This is a genomic window from Nonomuraea fuscirosea (assembly GCF_003001935.1).
Taxonomy (GTDB): Bacteria; Actinomycetota; Actinomycetes; order Streptosporangiales; family Streptosporangiaceae; genus Nonomuraea; species Nonomuraea fuscirosea.
Genome location: NZ_PVNG01000002.1, coordinates 755,146 through 771,449, shown reverse-complemented (window position 1 = coordinate 771,449; position 16,304 = coordinate 755,146). Strand labels below are relative to the sequence as shown.

Annotated in this window: 17 protein-coding genes; 3 read left to right on the top strand and 14 right to left on the bottom strand. The window is 71.9% G+C overall.

All coding sequences use genetic code 11. The features are described 5' to 3' along the window. Positions 1-30 precede the first annotated feature (30 nt). The 12 genes from B0I32_RS06935 to B0I32_RS06880 form a co-directional block, all read right to left on the bottom strand. A complete protein-coding gene (locus B0I32_RS06935) occupies positions 31-912 on the bottom strand; it encodes a nucleoside hydrolase (RefSeq protein ID WP_106235961.1) in 882 nt (293 codons plus the stop codon). 66 nt (positions 913-978) lie between these two features. Further along, positions 979-1,797 carry a carbohydrate ABC transporter permease gene (locus tag B0I32_RS06930; protein ID WP_106235959.1) on the bottom strand — a complete coding sequence of 273 codons (819 nt, stop codon included), beginning with the start codon at positions 1,795-1,797 and terminating at the stop codon, positions 979-981. A gap of 6 nt (positions 1,798-1,803) precedes the next feature. Beyond that, positions 1,804-2,736, bottom strand: a complete 933-nt coding sequence (locus tag B0I32_RS06925; RefSeq protein ID WP_106235957.1) for a carbohydrate ABC transporter permease — start codon at positions 2,734-2,736, stop codon at positions 1,804-1,806. Continuing rightward, the gene (locus B0I32_RS06920) at positions 2,733-4,001 is read right to left on the bottom strand and encodes an ABC transporter substrate-binding protein (protein WP_181307099.1); all 1,269 of its coding nucleotides are present in this window, start codon (positions 3,999-4,001) and stop codon (positions 2,733-2,735) included. Before B0I32_RS06920 ends, B0I32_RS06925 begins: the two co-directional genes overlap by 4 nt. Positions 4,002-4,225: 224 nt before the next feature. Beyond that, the gene (locus B0I32_RS06915; protein ID WP_106235953.1) at positions 4,226-4,582 is read right to left on the bottom strand and encodes a hypothetical protein; all 357 of its coding nucleotides are present in this window, start codon (positions 4,580-4,582) and stop codon (positions 4,226-4,228) included. 17 nt (positions 4,583-4,599) lie between these two features. Beyond that, positions 4,600-5,169: a hypothetical protein gene (locus B0I32_RS06910; protein ID WP_146178069.1), complete on the bottom strand. Its 570-nt coding sequence runs from the start codon at positions 5,167-5,169 to the stop codon at positions 4,600-4,602. A gap of 15 nt (positions 5,170-5,184) precedes the next feature. After that, positions 5,185-5,535 (bottom strand): hypothetical protein, encoded by a 351-nt coding sequence (locus B0I32_RS06905; RefSeq protein WP_106235949.1) that lies wholly within the window; start codon positions 5,533-5,535, stop codon positions 5,185-5,187. 116 nt (positions 5,536-5,651) lie between these two features. Next, complete coding sequence (locus tag B0I32_RS06900) at positions 5,652-8,831, bottom strand: AfsR/SARP family transcriptional regulator (RefSeq protein ID WP_106235947.1); 3,180 nt, start codon at positions 8,829-8,831, stop codon at positions 5,652-5,654. A 109-nt stretch (positions 8,832-8,940) separates the two neighbouring features. After that, positions 8,941-9,588: a hypothetical protein gene (locus B0I32_RS06895; protein ID WP_106235946.1), complete on the bottom strand. Its 648-nt coding sequence runs from the start codon at positions 9,586-9,588 to the stop codon at positions 8,941-8,943. A 187-nt stretch (positions 9,589-9,775) separates the two neighbouring features. Next, positions 9,776-11,062, bottom strand: a complete 1,287-nt coding sequence (locus B0I32_RS06890; RefSeq protein ID WP_106235944.1) for an ArsB/NhaD family transporter — start codon at positions 11,060-11,062, stop codon at positions 9,776-9,778. Between the two features lie 189 nt (positions 11,063-11,251). Further along, positions 11,252-11,710: a CBS domain-containing protein gene (locus tag B0I32_RS06885; protein ID WP_106235943.1), complete on the bottom strand. Its 459-nt coding sequence runs from the start codon at positions 11,708-11,710 to the stop codon at positions 11,252-11,254. Positions 11,711-11,754: 44 nt separating this feature from the next. Next, positions 11,755-12,039 carry a cation:proton antiporter regulatory subunit gene (locus B0I32_RS06880; RefSeq protein ID WP_106235941.1) on the bottom strand — a complete coding sequence of 95 codons (285 nt, stop codon included), beginning with the start codon at positions 12,037-12,039 and terminating at the stop codon, positions 11,755-11,757. 164 nt (positions 12,040-12,203) lie between these two features. On the opposite strand from B0I32_RS06880, the gene B0I32_RS06875 reads away from it, so the two are divergent. From B0I32_RS06875 to B0I32_RS06865, 3 genes are all read left to right on the top strand, one after another. Beyond that, entirely contained in the window at positions 12,204-13,229 is a 1,026-nt protein-coding gene (locus B0I32_RS06875) for a sensor histidine kinase (RefSeq protein ID WP_106235940.1), read from the top strand. Next, positions 13,226-13,876, top strand: a complete 651-nt coding sequence (locus B0I32_RS06870; protein ID WP_106235938.1) for a response regulator — start codon at positions 13,226-13,228, stop codon at positions 13,874-13,876. Before B0I32_RS06875 ends, B0I32_RS06870 begins: the two co-directional genes overlap by 4 nt. 152 nt (positions 13,877-14,028) lie before the next feature. Further along, on the top strand, positions 14,029-14,568 hold the full coding sequence (locus tag B0I32_RS06865) for a hypothetical protein (protein ID WP_106235936.1): 540 nt from the start codon (positions 14,029-14,031) through the stop codon (positions 14,566-14,568). Positions 14,569-14,638: 70 nt separating this feature from the next. Here B0I32_RS06865 and B0I32_RS06860 read toward each other — a convergent pair whose 3' ends face one another. Together B0I32_RS06860 and B0I32_RS06855 are read right to left on the bottom strand one after the other, a co-directional pair. Then, positions 14,639-15,007: a hypothetical protein gene (locus B0I32_RS06860; protein WP_106235935.1), complete on the bottom strand. Its 369-nt coding sequence runs from the start codon at positions 15,005-15,007 to the stop codon at positions 14,639-14,641. A 226-nt stretch (positions 15,008-15,233) separates the two neighbouring features. Then, positions 15,234-16,142 (bottom strand): MurR/RpiR family transcriptional regulator, encoded by a 909-nt coding sequence (locus B0I32_RS06855; RefSeq protein ID WP_245955642.1) that lies wholly within the window; start codon positions 16,140-16,142, stop codon positions 15,234-15,236. Positions 16,143-16,304 lie beyond the last annotated feature (162 nt).

Genomic DNA, 16,304 nt, shown 5'->3' with positions numbered 1-16,304 from the left:
TGGAGGGCCGGAAAGGGTGGGCGGCGGCGGTCAGGTGGAGGAGGCCGCGGCGATGATGCGGTGGACGATTTCCTGGGCCACTCGTTTCGCCGGGGCGGCGGTGGTGATGCGGGTGCGGCCCTCTCCGGGCTCGAATCTGCTGGTCCCCTCGGGGTCCACTGTCACCCGGCCCTCCGGGCTGAACGTGAACAGGTCCGGTGCGAGCAGGGTCAGCACCGTGATCGGGTCGTGCGGGCAGTTCCACTCCTCGTTCCAGAAGCGCCACCACTGCTCGATCTCCGCCTTCAGTGCCTCCCCCAGCGGTCCGGCGGCGGCGATGGCGGCGACGTCGGTGGCGTCCAGCCGCACGGTGGTGGTGATCTCCAGGCCGGTGACCGTGATCGGCGCGCCGGAGCCGAAGACGACGGCGGCCGCCTCCGGGTCGCACTTGAGGTTGTGCTCGGGTTCGGCGGTGTCGAAGCGGCCGCCCATGATCCACAGGTGCCGTACGTCGCGGGCGAAGGCGGGTGACGAGGTAATCGCCGTGGCGATGTTGGTGAGGGGGCCGACGGCGACCACGTCCACCTCGCCGGGTGCGGCGGTGACCCGGTCGACGAGGTACGCCACCGCGTCCCCCGGGTCGGCGCTCTCCGTGTCCAGGTCGGTGAACAGCCTGCCCTCGTGCCCCGCCCACCAGACGGGCCTGCCGGTCAGGGTCTCGGCGGCGCCGGGGACGACGGTCAGGGCGCGGCCGGCCAGGCGGGCCAGGCGCTTGGTCAGGCGGGCCCTGAGCCGGGTGTCCCCGTACACCGTGGTGGCGCCGAGCAGGTCCGCCTCCGGCGAGCCGAGCAGGACGGCGAGCGCCAGCGCGTCGTCCACGTCGGAGCCGATGTCGGTGTCGAAGACGAGGTGGATGGGGGCAGAGGAGGCCATGGAGGTTTCTCCGAGGGGTCGGTGATGGGTGACGAAAGGTGGCCGGTCAGTACGGAGGTGGTGCGGCTACTTGAGGCCGGTGGTGGCGATGGACTGGGTGAAGTGCCGTTGGAAGCGCAGGATGATCAGCAGCGGGATCACCGTCAGCACGATCGAGCCGGCGAAGAGCTGACCGTAGTCGATGGTGAACTGGCCGCGCATGTTCGCCAGCGCGATCGGCCCGAGCTGGTGGTCGGTGCCGGTGCCGATGAGCAGCGGCCAGACGTACGACTGCCACTGGAAGATGAACAGCGTCAGGCCGGCGCTCACCAGGGCGGGCCGGGAGAGCGGCAGGTAGATCCGGCCGAACACCCCGAACCACCCCAGGCCGTCGATGCGGGCGGCCTCCACCAGGTCGCCGGGGATGGCCAGGAAGAACTGGCGCAGCAGGAAGATGGCCAGGCCGTGGCCGAGGCCGGGCAGGATCAGGCCGGCGTAGGTGTTGGTGAGGTCCCAGTCGCGGAAGAGGGTGGCCAGCGGGATCGCGATCGCGTCGAACGGGATGAGGAAGCTGAGCACGACGATCGCGAACAGCGCCCCCTGTCCTCTGAAGCGCAGCGCCGACAGCCCGAACGCCGCCGCGGCGGAGATGAGCAGGCCGGCCACCACGGTGACCAGGGCGACGAGCAGGGAGTTGAGGATGGCGCGGCCGAAGGCGCCGGTGGCCAGGGCGCCGTAGTTGGCGAGCGTGGGCGAGGCCGGTACGAGCGTCTCCCACGACAGCCGCGAGATGTGCTGGAAGATCTCCGACCCGCCGCGCAGCGAGCTGGACAGCGCCCACAGCAGCGGCAGCGCGAAGGCGAGCCCGATGACCGTGGCGAGCAGGGTGTAGAGGCGTCTGGACACGGGCGCTCAGTCCTTCCCGCGCAGGAGCCGGAACTGGACGACGACCACGGCGAGGACGAGCAGCACCAGCAGCATCACCTCGGCCTGCGCCAGGCTCAGGTCTCCCACGGTGTAGGCGCGGGTGAAGATGTCGTACATGGTCACGTTCGTGGAGCCCTCCGGGCCGCCGTTGGTCAGCATCTGTACGGGGGCGAAGACGAGGAAGTTCGCGACCGTGTCGGCCACCAGCACGAACGCCAGCGGCCGGCGCAGCAGGGGCAGCGTGACGTGCCAGAAGCGGCGCCAGGCGGAGGCCCCGTCGATGGCGGCGGCCTCGTACAGGGAGAGCGGGATGTCCTGGAGGCCGGCGATCAGGAACATCATCCAGTAGCCGACGCCGATCCACGACAGCAGCACGATCAGCGACCACAGGGCCTGGCCGGGCGAGGTGAGGAAGGGCTGCGGCGGGAGGCCGAGCACGGTGAGCAGGGAGTTGAGCAGGCCGTCGGGGCGGTAGGCGACGCTCCAGACGGCCGCGGAGACCGCGGGCGGGACGGCGATCGGCAGGATGACCAGCACGCGCAGGAACCGCACGCCCGCGAAGCGTCTGGTGAACAGGACGGCGAGGGCGAGGGCGGCGGCGATCTGCAAGGGGTTGACGATCACGCTGAACAGCAGGGTGACGCGGACGCTCTGCAGGAACGTGGGGTCGGTGAAGAGCGTGGCGTAGTTGCGCAGGCCGACGAAGTAGGTCTCGCCGGTGAGCAGGCTGGTGTGGTTGAGGCTGCTGACGAACGCGATCCCGGCCGGGAGCAGGCGCAGGACGAGCAGGGCGACGAGGGCGGGGGCGAGGAAGGCCAGCGCGATCGCCGCCGGACGGTCGGCGAGCCGGGCCCGCCTCGGGGTGGTGGGTCGCGTCGGCGTGGGGAGCCGCGTCGAGGTGGGTGGCGGGGTGGTCATCGGAGCTGGGCCCAGGCGGTGGTGACCTCCCGCGCGGCCTGCTCCAGCCGCGTCTTGGGGTCGGCGCCGTTGCGGATGTCGGCGAACGTCTTGGTCATGATGTCCTCGAACTGGATGTAGCCGACCGAACGGGGCCGCGCCACGGCCGTGTGATCGGCGTCGTAGGTCAGGATCTCGCCCGCGCCCCTGCTCTTCTCGCCGGCGAGGGCGTCGAGGGTGGGGACGTACTTCTCGAAGGCGGCCCGGTTCGCCGGGATGATGGGGCTGGCCTTGGTGGTCAGCAGGTTGCCCTCGGGGTTGAGGGCGGCGTACTCCAGGAACTCGCGGGCCAGCCGCTGCCTCTTGGACGCCGGGTTGATGCCCCAGGACCACGAGCCGGTCGGCGTGACCTGCTTGCCGCCCTCGAAGTACGGGTACGGCGCCACGCCCCAGTCCAGGTCCTTGGCCGCCCCGAACGTGCCCACGTCCCACGGCCCGCCGGCGAAGAAGGCGACCTTGCCCTCGGTGAACAGCGGCGAGGTCTGGAACGAGCCCACCCCGCGCGGCGCGAGGCCGCCGGCGAACAGGTCCCGGTACCAGGTCATCGCCTTGATCCAGCCCTCGGTGGTCAGGGCGGGGGTGAGCATGTCCGTACCGGTGATGCCGGATCCGCCGCCGAGCGACTCGGGCAGACTCTGCAGCTGGTAGTACTGCTCGATCTGCTCGGGGATGAGCGCCCACTGGGCTCCGCCCCTGGCCTGCGCCTGCCTGCCCGCCTCGACGGTCCGCTCCCACGTCCAGCGCTCGGCGGGATCGCTGGACGGCGGAGTGACACCGGCCTGCTTCAGCAGGGTCTTGTTGTAGAAGAGGAACTGGTCGGAGGTCCAGATGGGCACGGACCAGAGCTTGCCCCTGAACTCGTTGACGTCGTACTGGGCGGGCAGCGCCGCCTGCTTGACGCGGTCCTTCCAGTCGCTGAGGTCCGCCAGGAAGCCGCGGGCGGCGAGGGCGGAGACGCGCGGCTGGTCGACGGTGTAGACGTCGATGGTCTCGTCCTCGGCGGCCAGCCGCTGCTGGAGTGTGCTGTTGAGCTGGTCGAACGGGATCTGCGTGTACGCGATCCGGACCCCGGGGTGCTCGGCCTCGAAACCGTCGATGACCGGCTGGAAGGTCTTGGGGTCTTCCGGACCGAGGAAGCTGAGCGTGTTCGCACCGGCGTCCCCTGATCCGCATCCGGCCGCCGCGAGCACGGCCAGGAGGCTCATGAGGGCCAGGCTCTTCTTCATGGCTGCTCCTTCTGGCCGGTTGACCAGGTCGTTCCCGGAGTCTACACGTGTCACTTCAGACGTGGCCGACAGCATGCCACGTCAGGGCAGGCGCGGACAAGGCTCCTCGCGACGAGGCGGCCTGTACTGGGCGGCTGGGATCCGGACGTGAGAAGGCCGCCGCGCGATGCGCGCGACGGCCTTGGCCCGGGCATGACGGCGTCGCCGTCATGACGGGACGGGGGTCAGTTGCGGTACTTGCACAGGATGGGCGCCCTGCCGCTGAACAGGACGAACTTGCAGGTGCTGTACGCCGGGCTGAGCCGCGGGTGCGTCATCGTGGTGTGCCCGGAGGCCCCCTTCGAGCTGTACGTCGTGTTCGAGACGTTCGAGTCGGTCCAGAGGTACACGTCCGCCCCCCTGGCCGCCTCGACGGAGCCTCCGGTGATCGACAAGGAGGAGGCGCTGCCGCATTCCACGTTGTTGCCGATCTCGCGGTTGCAGTACGTGATGAGCGCGGCCTGCGCGGTCCCGGTCGTGACGGCGAACATCGGCACCACCAGCATGAGCGCCAGCGCGAGGGATCTCTTCCTCAGTGACATGGCCTGGCTCCCCGCGCTCATCGCGCCACGGTAGGTGACAGGTCGGAGAGGGTGAGGGTCCCGCCCGTACCGGCGACGCTGCGCGGGGCGGCCTCCGGCGCGGCCGGGTCGGACAGCACCAGGTTCGGCGCCACCACGGTGTACGCGCCGCCCAGCTGCGCGGCGGGCACGCCGTCCGGCAGGAGATAGGCCTCGCTCGCGCCGGGCGGGCCGGCCACCTGGAGGCCGACGCCCTGACCGGCGAAGTCGGACGGCTCCGCGCACGAAGCGCCGGCGACGAAGTCGGCCTTCTGGTCGCCGATGACGGTGATCAGGCAGAGCCGGCCCTTGGCGTCGACCCCCGACCAGTACGTGCCGGCGCCGGAGGAGCCGAGCCGCCGGGTCGTGTCCGCGCCGACCAGGTCGCCGACCTCGGTCCCCGCGGCGACGAACGCGGGCAGCCGATCGGCCGGAGCCTGCGCCCGGGACATGAGGGACAGCTGCTCGATCGGGGCCTTGGAGGTCGCGGTGCCGGTCTGTGCCGTGCCGACGAGGAAAAGGCCGATCGCGGCGGCCCCCGCGGCCGTCATGATGAAAGATTTTCTCATGTCATGCTGCCCTTCCTAAGAGGCGATGCGCGATTCGCATTTCAGGTTCACGCGGGTGTTCGAACCGCCCAGCGTCCATTTGCAGCCGCTGCGGCCGAGGTTGTACCGCAGATGAGTGAGGACGACGATCGTGCTGACCGAATTCGAGGTGGCGTACAGGCCGCCGTCCGCGCCGTTGTAGGTGTTCGCGTAGACACGGAAAAGGCTGCCGCCGATGCTGGTGCGGCCTCCCTTCCTGGGGCCGCTCGACGCGTGGAGGTAGAGGGTGCCGCCGACGGCGGCATTGTTCTTGTACGTGGTGTAGTGGTCGGCGTACGCGGCGGCGGGCGTGACGGAAATCGCCGCACCGGCGAGCGCGATCACCATGAAACCGGATCTGAGTTTCATGAGTGCCCTTCCGGACAGAGGCCTTGGATAAACTCTGTGGTGCTCCGAGAGTGGTGCACTGCTCAGCCGGCTTCGGCCAGGGCCGGAGCGCTTTCTCAGCCGATTCTGGCGCGAATCGCCGCCGCCTCGCGGCCGGCGCGCGCCGCGGCGTCGTGGTCGCCGGCGGCGGCACGCAGGCGGGCCAGCCGGTCGAGCGCGCGAGCCGTGTTCACCGCGTCGTTCATGTCCCGGGCCAAGCCGAGCGCCTGCTCGGCATGCCGGATCCCCTCGACCTGGCCGGCGTGCAGGTCCGACAGGGCGAGCAGGATCCGTACCTGCATGAGCACGTCGTCGTGCCCACGCGCGGCCTCCAGCCCGGCGGACAGTTGCCACCCTGCCTCGGAGTGGTCGCCGCGGGCCAGCAGCAGCCGGCCCCGGGCGTGGGCCGCGTAGAGGGAGCCGGTGGCCCCCAGCACCTCGGCGCGGGCGGACAGCGTGGCGATGGCCGCCTCCGCCTCGGCGGTCCGGCCCAGGTCGAGCCGGGCCAGGGCCAGCCAGTAGGAGTCCCGTACGATCAGCACCCGGTTCCCGCTGGCCTCCGCCTCGGCGACCACCTCGGTGAGCACGCCGGCCGCCTCTCCGGTCCGGCCGTCTTCCAGCAGCGCCCGCCCCACCTGCGCGTACACGTCGAGGGCCGAGCTGGTCTGGCCGAGCTCGGTGAGCAGACCGCGGATCTCCAGGCCCAGCGCGATCGCCTCACTCAGCCGGCCGGCGGCCACCAGCACGTACGGGAGGTACTGCAGCGCCTGGGCCTCCCCCATCCGGTCGCCGATCTCCTGGAACAGCCGCACGGCCCTGGTGCAGCAGTCCTCGGCCAGGTCGAAGCGGCGCCGCATGAAGTGCACCCCGGCCAGCGAGGCCAGCAGCGCGGCCTGGCCCCGCTTGTTGCCCGCCGTCTCGGTCAGGGCGAGCGCGGGACCGTACGCGTTCTCCCAGCGGTCGAGCGAACGCCGGGCCTGGAACAGGGTCTCGGTGCCGAGGGCCAGCTCCCAGCAGATCTCGTCCAGGCCGAGGTCCGCGGCCTGCCCGATGGCGGCCAGCAGCGCCGGGCCCTCCGCCGCCAGCAGCGACAGCGGGTCGGCCGCCGGCGGGAAGGCGCCGGTCACCTCGCCGGGGCGCCAGCGCGGCGCGTCGCCCCTGGTCAGCTCGTCGTAGCCGGTCTGCGCCCGGAAGACGAAGCCCGTCAGCGCGAGCAACGCGCCGAACGCCCGGATCAGCGCCTCTTCGCGCTGTTCCGGGGTCTCCTCCGCCTCCGCCCGTTCTCTCGCGTACGCCCTGATCAGGTCGTGGAAGCGGTAGCGCGCCCGCGCTTCGAACGTCGTGACCACGTCCAGCAGGTTCACGTCGACCAGCTCGTCCAGGAGCCCCTGTGCCCGGGCCGTCTCCGCGTCAAGCACCGCGGCGGCCGTCCAGGCCGGGAAGTCGGGCGCCTCCAGCAGCCCGAGCAGCCGGAACAGGCGCCGGGCCGCGGGCGACAGCCGCCGGTAGCTCAGCTCGAAGCTGGCCCGGACCGCGAGGTCGCGGTAACGCAGGCCGTCCAGCCGGTGCCGGGCGTCGCCCAGCTGCGCGACCAGGTCGGCCACCCGCCAGTGCGGCCGGGAGACCAGCAGCGACCCGGCGATCCGTAAGGCCAGCGGCAGCCCGGCGCACGCGCGTACCAGGCTGCGCACGTCCTGCGGATCGGCCTGGCCCAGCTTGGCGCCCGCGATGCGGTGCAGCAGGCGCTCGCCGTCGGAGTCGGCCAGCTCGCCCAGCTCGACCAGCCGCGCGCCGGCCAGGCCGCCGAGCCGGGCCCGGCCCGTGACGATCACCCCGCAGCCGCCGCTGCCCGGCAGCAGCGAGGCGATCTGGCCCTCGTCCCAGGCGTCGTCCAGCACCACCAGCATCCTGCGGTCCGCCAGCAGGCTCCGGTAGAGGCCGCACCGCTCGTCCGCGTCGTCCGGCAGCGCGGCGGCCGGCACGCCGAGCGCCCGCAGGAATCGGCCCAGCACGGCGTACGGGTCGTGCGGGCGGGCGCCGCCGAGCACGGCGTAGAGCTGCCCGTCGGCGTAGTCAGGGCGCAGGCGGTGCGCGGCGGTGATCGCGAGCGTGCTCTTGCCGACCCCGCCACGCCCGGAGACGGCCACCACGGGGGTCGCCTCGTCGGGTGAGCGCTCCTTGGAGAGCCACGCCGTGATCTCCGCCAGCTCCATGTCCTGACCGGTGAAGTCGCCGAGCGCCGGAGGGAGCATGCGGGGGACGGGCGGGCGCCGCTCCGGCGGCGGGGCCGCCGTTTCGTCCGGAGATGACGGCTCTTCGCCGTCCTGAGGCGAGAGCGGTGTGCTGTCCGCTTCCTCCGGAGGCGAGGGCACCGCGCCGGACGGGCCCGAGGGCGCAGCGCCGGACCGGGACGAGGCCGCCTCACCGGACGGACCCGCGAGCGCCGCACCAGACCGGGACGAGGCCGCCTCACCGGACGGACCCGCGAGTGCGGTTCCGTGCTGGGGTGACGCCGGGTTCAGGGTGTCCTCCTGGGCGAGGATCGCCTGGTGGAGGTGGCGTAGTTCGGCGCCGGGGTCCAGGCCGGCCTGCTCGACCAGCGTGTGCCGGGCCCTCCGGTACGCCTCCAGCGCGTCGGCCCGGCGGCCGGACCGGTACAACGCCAGCATGAGCTGGGCCCAGAGCCGTTCCCGCAGCGGGTGTTCACCGGTCAGGGCCGTCAGCTCGCCCAGCAGCGCGGCATGGCGGCCGAGGCGCAGGTCGACGTCGATTCGCAGCTCCAGCGCCCCGAGTCGCACCTCGGTCAGCCGCGCGGCCTCCGCCGTCAGGACCGGGACGCCGGACATGCCGGAGAACGCCGGTCCGCGCCAGAGGCCCAGCGCCTCGCTCAGCAGCCGGCCGGCCCCGGGCAGGTCTCCAGCGGTCTCCGCCGTACGCCCCGCGGCGGCGAGGTCCCTGAACCGGGCGGCGTCCAGCTCGGCGCGGTCCACCCGCAGCAGGTACGCCCGGCCACGGGAGGCGATCCGCTCCGGGTCGCCGAGGCGCCGCCGCAGCCGGTGCACGTACGTCTGCACGTTCTTGACCGCGCTCTTGGGCGGTTCGTCGCCCCACAACGCCTCCGCCAGGAAGGGCGCGGAGACCGGCCGGCCCGGATAACAGAGCAGCACCGCCAGCAGCGTCCGCGCCTTGGGCGTGCCGAGATCCAGGTCTGCACCGGCCCGCCGGACCGCGAGCGGACCCAACACTGCGAACTGCACTGCGCCCCTTCCACCGCCGCGAGGAAGCCGGCTCGACGCACCGGCCGGCTGGTGGTGCGTCGTCGCGGTAATCGGCAGCTTACGTGCCGACGGCGCCGACCGTCTCCGATCACGCGGCGGTCAGTTCCCTGGACGGGGTGCTCGTGCTCGTCTCGGAATCGGAGGTTCCGCGGCCGAGCAGCAGCGCGCCGAGCCACAGCACCGCCATGCCCACGGCGACCAGGTTCGAGCCCCTGCCGTCCATGAACGTGGCCGCCGCCAGCAGCACCACGCCGCCGGCCGTGACCGCCGCGCTGACCGGCGTCACCCGGCGCAGCACGCCGAGCAGGACCGCCTGGACGAGCAGCGCGGCGTAGAACAGTTGCGCCCCCGGGCCGTACACCAGCGGGTCCACCCCCGGGTAGCCCTGCACCTGCTCCAGCAGCGCCCGCAGCGCCGCCCCGTCCGCCGCGGCGAATCCGGCGTACAGGTCGATGCCGAGCTGGGCGAGGTTGGCGGCCACGCTGAACAGGGCGAGCCCCGTCAGCGCCGTCACCGCCACCCGCCGCCCGCCCGTCACCGGCCCCGCCAGGCCGCGCATCGCCGCCGTCATCACGCCGAACATCAGGAAGGCGGCCAGCCACAGCGCGTGCGCGGCGGTCCACCAGGGCCCCGGTTCCAGGCCCCCGTGAATGGGACGCATGAGGAACCAACCGGCCAGCAGGGCAGCGGGTCCGGCGGTGAAGGAGATCTGGGCCAGGCGGTTCGCGGGGTTCATACCTGTCACGATGCCGCGTGTCTCCCGCCCGGATCATCGGTGATCGTCCCTGATTTACCCCTGGCCCGCCCTCAGGGACGGGCTCAGGTGCGGGCTCAGGTGCGGGCTCAGGCACGGGCTCAGGCACGGGCTCAGGCACGGGCTCAGGCACGGGCTCAGGCACGGGCTCAGGCACGGGGACACGGCGTCAGGTGAAGTACCGCATCCAGACGTACAGCCAGGCCATCAGCGTGCTCAGGATCGTGACCACGATGCCGTACCTGGTGAACTGCCAGAAGGAGATCTTGTGCCCGTTGCGCGCGGCGATCCCGATGGCCACCACGTTGGCGCTGGCCGCGACCGCGGTGCCGTTCCCGCCGAAGTCGGCGCCCAGGGCGAAGGCCCACCACAGCGCCTGGCCGATCTGCGGGTCGGGGGCCGCGGCGACCACGCCCTCGACGATGGGGGCGGTCGTGGCGACGTACGGGATGTTGTCGAAGAAGGCGCCCAGCGCGCTGGAGCCGAACAGCAGCGCCGTCGCGGCGACGAAGTAGTTGTCGCCCAGCGTCTCCACCGCCCACGTGCCGATCGAGGCGATCAGGCCGGTGTGCACGAGGCCCCCGACCATGACGAACAGCCCCATGAAGAAGACCAGCGTGGGCCACTCGACCTCGTCCAGCACGTCGGACACGCTGGCGCGGGAGACCAGCAGCATCACCCCGGCGCCCACCAGCGCCACGATCGACGGCTCGATGTGCACCACCGCGTGCAGCCCGAACCCGACCACGACCGCGCCCAGCACCACCAGGCAGCGCACCAGCAGCCGCGGGTCGGTGATCGCCCGCCGCTCCTGCAGCGCCATCACCTCGGCCACGTGCTCGGCGTTGTACTGGAACGAGTTGCGGAACAGCCAGCGCGAAAGCAGCACGAACACGGCGAAGATGACCACCACGATCGGGGCCATGTGCACGAGGAAGTCGTTGAAGGTCAGCCCGGCGCGGCTGCCGATGATGATGTTCGGCGGGTCACCGATGAGCGTGGCCGCGCCGCCGATGTTGGAGGCCAGCACCTCCGCGATCAGGTACGGCTGCGCCGCGATCCGCAGCCGGTTGCACACCACGATGGTGACCGGCGCGACCAGCATGATGGTGGTGACGTTGTCGAGGAAGGGCGAGGCGACGGCGGTGATCGCCATCAGCATGACCATCAGCCGGTACGGCCGTCCTTTCGACCGCTTGGCCGCCCAGATGGCGAGATAGTCGAAGATCCCCGTCTGCTTGATGATGCCGACGATGACCATCATGCCGAAGAGCAGGAAGATGACGTTCCAGTCGATGCCCTCGTGCTCGGAGAAGAACACCTCGGCGCCGGGGATGAGGCCCGTGACGGCCATCAGCCCGGCGGCGATGAGCACGACTTTGACCTTGTTGGCCTTCTCGGTGGCGATGAAGAAGAAGGCCACCAGGAAGATCGCCAGTGCGACGAAGGCGCTCATCCGTCCTGTCCCGGCGGTCCGGCCTGCACGGTGCGCCCGGCGGGACAGAGGTGACGGTCAGGACATGACGGAAGGGCACGGGACAGACGGTACGGCGAGTACGGCGAGCGCATGGCAAGGGCCTCCGAACGGTGAACATGCGGCGACCCGGGCGCGGCCGAAGGCGCGCGCCCGGTCAGGGAAAAGGGGTCAGTCGTCCGAGCCGGACAGGACCAGGGTGGTCAGCAGCCGCTCCAGGGTGATCGCCCCGGCGAGGACGCCGTCGGGGCCGACGACCGCGACGATCGGGCTGCGCAGGCGGGCCATCAGGGCCGCCACCTCCAGCAGGGTCGCGTCGAGCCGGACCGTCGCGGGCGTGGCGGGCCGCTGCGGCAGGCAGTCGCCCACCGTCAGGTCGCCCAGCTCACCCCAGAACAGGTCGGCGTGCGCCTCGTCGATCGTCCGGCAGAGCGCCGGGTCCTCCTGGTAAGCCCCCGGCACGGCCAGGCGCAGCACCTGCGTCCCCGGGAGCACGCAGGACGGGCGCCCCCGGCCGTCCACGACGATCAGGCCGGGCATCCGGCCCAGGGCCATGATCCGCACGGCTTTGGTGACGGGGTCGTGGACGGTCACCGTGGGCAGGTTCACGGCGATATTGCTGGCATGCATGACATCATCCCGTTCGACGAGTCGACCGGGTGTCCCCGGCGACGTCATGGCGCCGCTCCGGCCAACCGGGCGACGCGGCGTTCCAGGTCGGCCAGCCGGTCGGGTACGGGCCTGCTGTGCAACAGGTCGGCGACCTGATCGGCTTCGTCCTGGTCGAGGACGATGGTCTGCGCCGGCACGTCGGCGTCGGCGGAGTCGTAGACGAGGAACCGCCGCCGCCCGCCGCTCTCCACGAGCAGACCGAAGCGCTGGCCCGCGCGGGTGACGAGGTGATGCACGATGTCTCTCCCCGGGCCGCTGCCCGGCACGGTCGTGCGAGTGACGTCCATGTCGCTTTCCTCCCATCCGGCTCTCCCCCAGTCTTCCGGCGAACGCACTTCCGCACTATTGGGCATGACACCCATCTGGGCAGGGATACAACATGTAGGACGATTCGCCGGATGAGGGCCAGACCGGATGGACAACCAGGTCCGGCAACGAAGAGGCTGGTGGTATGAACGACCGCGCAGGGGGGCGGCCGGGTGACGCGAGCGGCCAGGGAGCGCCGCGGCCACCGGCTCAGGCGTTGTTCCGCCGGCTGGTGCTGATCAACGGGCTGGTCTTCGCCGCCGGCACGCTCGTGCTCGCGCTCTCTCCCGCCACCGTATCCTCCCCGGTGCTGCTGGCCGAGGTGCCGGTGCTGCTGGTGGGGCTGGCGGTGATGCTCTTCGCCAACGCGCTGCTGCTGCGCCGCAGCCTGGCCCCGCTGGACGCGCTGACCACGCTCATGCAGCGGGTGGACCTGCTGCGGACCGGCGACCGGCTGGCCGACAGCGGCAACAGCGACCTCACCCATCTCATCGACACGTTCAACGCGATGCTGGACCGGCTGGAGGCCGAGCGCAGCGCGAGCAGCGCGCACGCGCTGGCCGCGCAGGAGGGCGAACGCCAGCGCATCGCCCGCGAGCTGCACGACGAGATCGGCCAGAGCCTGACCGTGGTGCTCCTCGCCCTGAAGCGGGTGGTCGACCGGGCGCCCGCCGACCTGTGCGAGGAGCTGCACGGGGTGCAGGAGACCGTACGCGCCAGCCTCGACGAGGTCCGCCAGGTCGCCCGCCGCCTGCGCCCCGGCGTACTGGAGGACCTCGGGCTGCACGCCGCGCTCAGCGCGCTGGCCACCGACCTCTCCCGGATGGGCGGCATCCCGGTCACCCGCGCCGTCGAACCGGACCATCCGGCGCTGGGCGCGGACGTCGAGCTGGTCCTCTACCGGATCGCGCAGGAGAGCCTGACCAACATCGCCAGGCACGCCCGCGCCACCCGCGCCGAGCTGTCGCTCACGACCGAGGACGGCCGCCTGGTCCTGCGCATCTCCGACAACGGCCGAGGCGGCGCGGGCGAGGACGGCGCCGGGATCCGGGGCATGCGCGAACGCGCCCTGCTCATCGGCGCCCGGCTGAGCGTCGACTCCCCGCCAGGCGAGGGCACCCATGTGCGCCTGGTCATCCCGGACCCCTCGGATCGGAGCACACTCTCGTGAACAAGACCCGGATCCTGCTGGCCGACGACCACGCGCTCGTCCGCCAGGGGCTGCGGCTCATCCTCGACGCCGAGCCCGACCTGGAGGTGGTCGCCGAGGCCGCCGACGGCGCCGAGGCCGTCGCCGCGGCCTCCGAGGAGACGGTGGACCTGGCCATCCTCGACATCGCGATGCCGCGCATGACGGGTCTCCAGGCCGCCAGGGAGATCTCCCGCCGGGCGCCCGGCGTGCGCATCCTGATCCTGTCCATGTACGACAACGAGCAGTACTTCTTCGAGTCGCTCAAGGTCGGCGCCTCCGGCTACGTGCTCAAGTCGGTCGCCGACCAGGACCTGCTGGAGGCGTGCCGGGCCGCGATGCGCGGGGAGCCGTTCCTCTACCCGGGCGCGGTGACCGCGCTGATCCGCGACTACCTGCAGCGCAACCGGGAGGGCGACCGCATGCCGGAGAGCATCCTGACGCCGCGCGAGGAGGAGATCGTCAAGCTGATCGCGGAGGGCAACTCGGCCAAGGAGATCGCCGAGACGCTGGTGATCAGCGTGAAGACGGTCGACCGGCACCGGGCCAACATCCTCGCGAAGCTCGGCATGCGCGACCGCCTGGACCTGACCCGCTACGCCATCCGCGCCGGCCTCGTCGAACCCTGACGCTTCCCCGCCGCACGGACGCCGGGACCTCGATCCGGCGATCCGGCGATCCGGCGGCGTCGAGGCCGGTCGAGGGGCCTTGATCCGGCGTCGGACGGCGGTGTTACGTTGAACAAGGCGTGCACGAACCCTCGCGAAGGATGTGGTCTCCCGTGCTCTACCTCTTCGGCTTCGATCGGATCGGCGTGGCCGTGAGCGACATCTACTTCGTCGACCCCGACCCGCTGGCCGGGCAGGAGGGGGCCGAACGCGGGGTGCGGCTGGAGCTGCGCCGGCTCGACCAGGGCGAGCTGAAGGGCTCCATCTACTCGGCCAGGCCGATCACCGTGGACCGCCCGATCTGGCGGGTCGACCTGCTGGAGTCGGTCTCGGGGACGCCGGGAAGCTTCGACCGCACCCACCACCACCCGGGGGTGGACGGCTGGGAGCCGGGGCGGCGGGTGTTCGACCGGCAGTTGTCGCAGGAGCCGCTCAAGTGGCTCGGCGAGCGGCTGGCCGACCTGGAGGCGGTGCTGGATCAGGCCGGGGTCGGGGCGGACGAGGTGAGCCCCGCCGACGTGACGGGCCTGCGCGAGCGGACGCCGGAGATCGTCGAGACGGTCGCCCGCCTGCTCGACGCCGTCCGCGCCGGGCAGGCGGGGCTCCCCGAGGGCGACGGCTCGGGCATCAGCGTGCGGGCCAGCTGGCTGTGACACGGTAGGTCGGCGGGCCGCCGGAGAGGCGCCGGCGGCCCGCCGGTCAACGCGGCGTCAGGCCGAAGCCTCAGGTCGTGAACTGGAACGATCCGCGCAGGATGGTGCCCCGGCCGCTCCAGAAGCTTTCGTAGTCGGCCCGGTAGGTGACGTTGTCGAAGGCGGAGACCTGCTTGCAGGTGGCGTCCGGGTGCTTGACGTTGTCGTCCCTGATGACGATGGGCGTGCCGATCACCCCCGGGCGGGTGAGGGTGACCTCCACCCAGGCCGTCCCGGTGGTGTTGTCGGCGCGGACGCACATCTCGTTGGTGGTGTCGTCGTAACGGACGATTCCGTCGCCGACGTCGCGCTGGAAGCTCGCCGCCAGGGCCGGTTGGGCCAGAATGACGCTCGCCGCCGCGACAGCGGCGCCGACGATGGCTGTCCTGAGGTGGTTCATCGTGCCTCCTTCTCCCGGACGGAGATCGCTCCTCCGCAACGCCGGAGACAGGTACTCCGGCAGCAGCGATCCCCTGGTCCAGGTCACTGGCGTGATCGTCGCACGCGCCGGAAGCAGCCTGGAATACGGCGGGAATACGCCCGAGGCGGGGCCGATGACGCCACGCGGCTCGGCGGGCAGGCGCCCGCCGGCCGGCCGAAAGGTCGCACGGGGTCGTCCGGGTGGGTCAGGAGGGGTCGCCGGCGGTGGGGCGGCGGTGGAGCAGGCCGAACTTGGCCCACATCGCCTCCGCCGCCTCGATCGAGGCTCCCGTACGCGCCGGATCCACCGCGGCCAGCTGGGTGACCAGGGCCTGCGCCACGGCGATGCCGGCCGTGAGCGAGGGGAAGAACGCCTCGCCCTCCGCCGGCACGATCACCACCTGCTCCGCCGCGCTGGCCAGGGCCGGGCTGGCCGCGTCGGTCAGCGCGAACACCCGCACCCCGCGCGAACGGGCCTCGTTGGCGGCCAGCACCGTGCTCTGGTACAGGCGCCAGAAGCTGATCGCGATCAGGACGTCGCCCTCACCGATCGCTGCCATGGCGTTGGCCAGCTCCGCGTCCCCCGCCGTCACCGCGCGTACCGGATAGCCGGCCAGCCGGGCGTTGTGCGCGAGCGCCAGCCCGACGGCGGCGTAGCTGCCGTCGGCGACGATCACGGTGTGCCGCGCCGCCGCCATCGCCTCGGCGATCGTGAGCAGCACGCTCTCGTCCAGGCGCCGGTTGAGCACCGCCAGGCTGTCGAGGTCGCGGCGCAGCGAGCGGGAGCTGGGCGAGCCGGTGCCCCGGTGCTCGGCGGCCACCTGGCCGGCGCTGAGCGAGGACAGGTAGCGGGCGCGCAGCTCCTGCTGGAGCGCCGGCCAGCCGGCGAAGCCGAGCGCCTGCGCGGTGCGGGTGACGGTGGCGACGTTGACGCCGGCGAGCTGGGCCAGCTCCTGCGCCGAGCCGAACGAGGCGCGGCGCGGTTGCGACAGCAGGACTTCGAGCACGGCGGCCGCCTTGCCGCGCAGCCCGCGCACCGGCAACCGCTCACGCAGCCAGTCCTCGTAACTGTCCGCGCTCCCCAGCTCTTCCGGCACGACCGCGCCCTCTGTCACCTGTCCCCTTCCGCCCTTCCCCCCGGGCCCGGGATCCGAGCGTGAGCGCGTCCCGCGGCCCGGAACATGCTACGCGGTCGGCACCACTCTAACTTGCAAAGAACATTGCAATTTTAGCCATCCGCACTATATGTTGCTTCGAATTCGACCTACAGGGCCAGG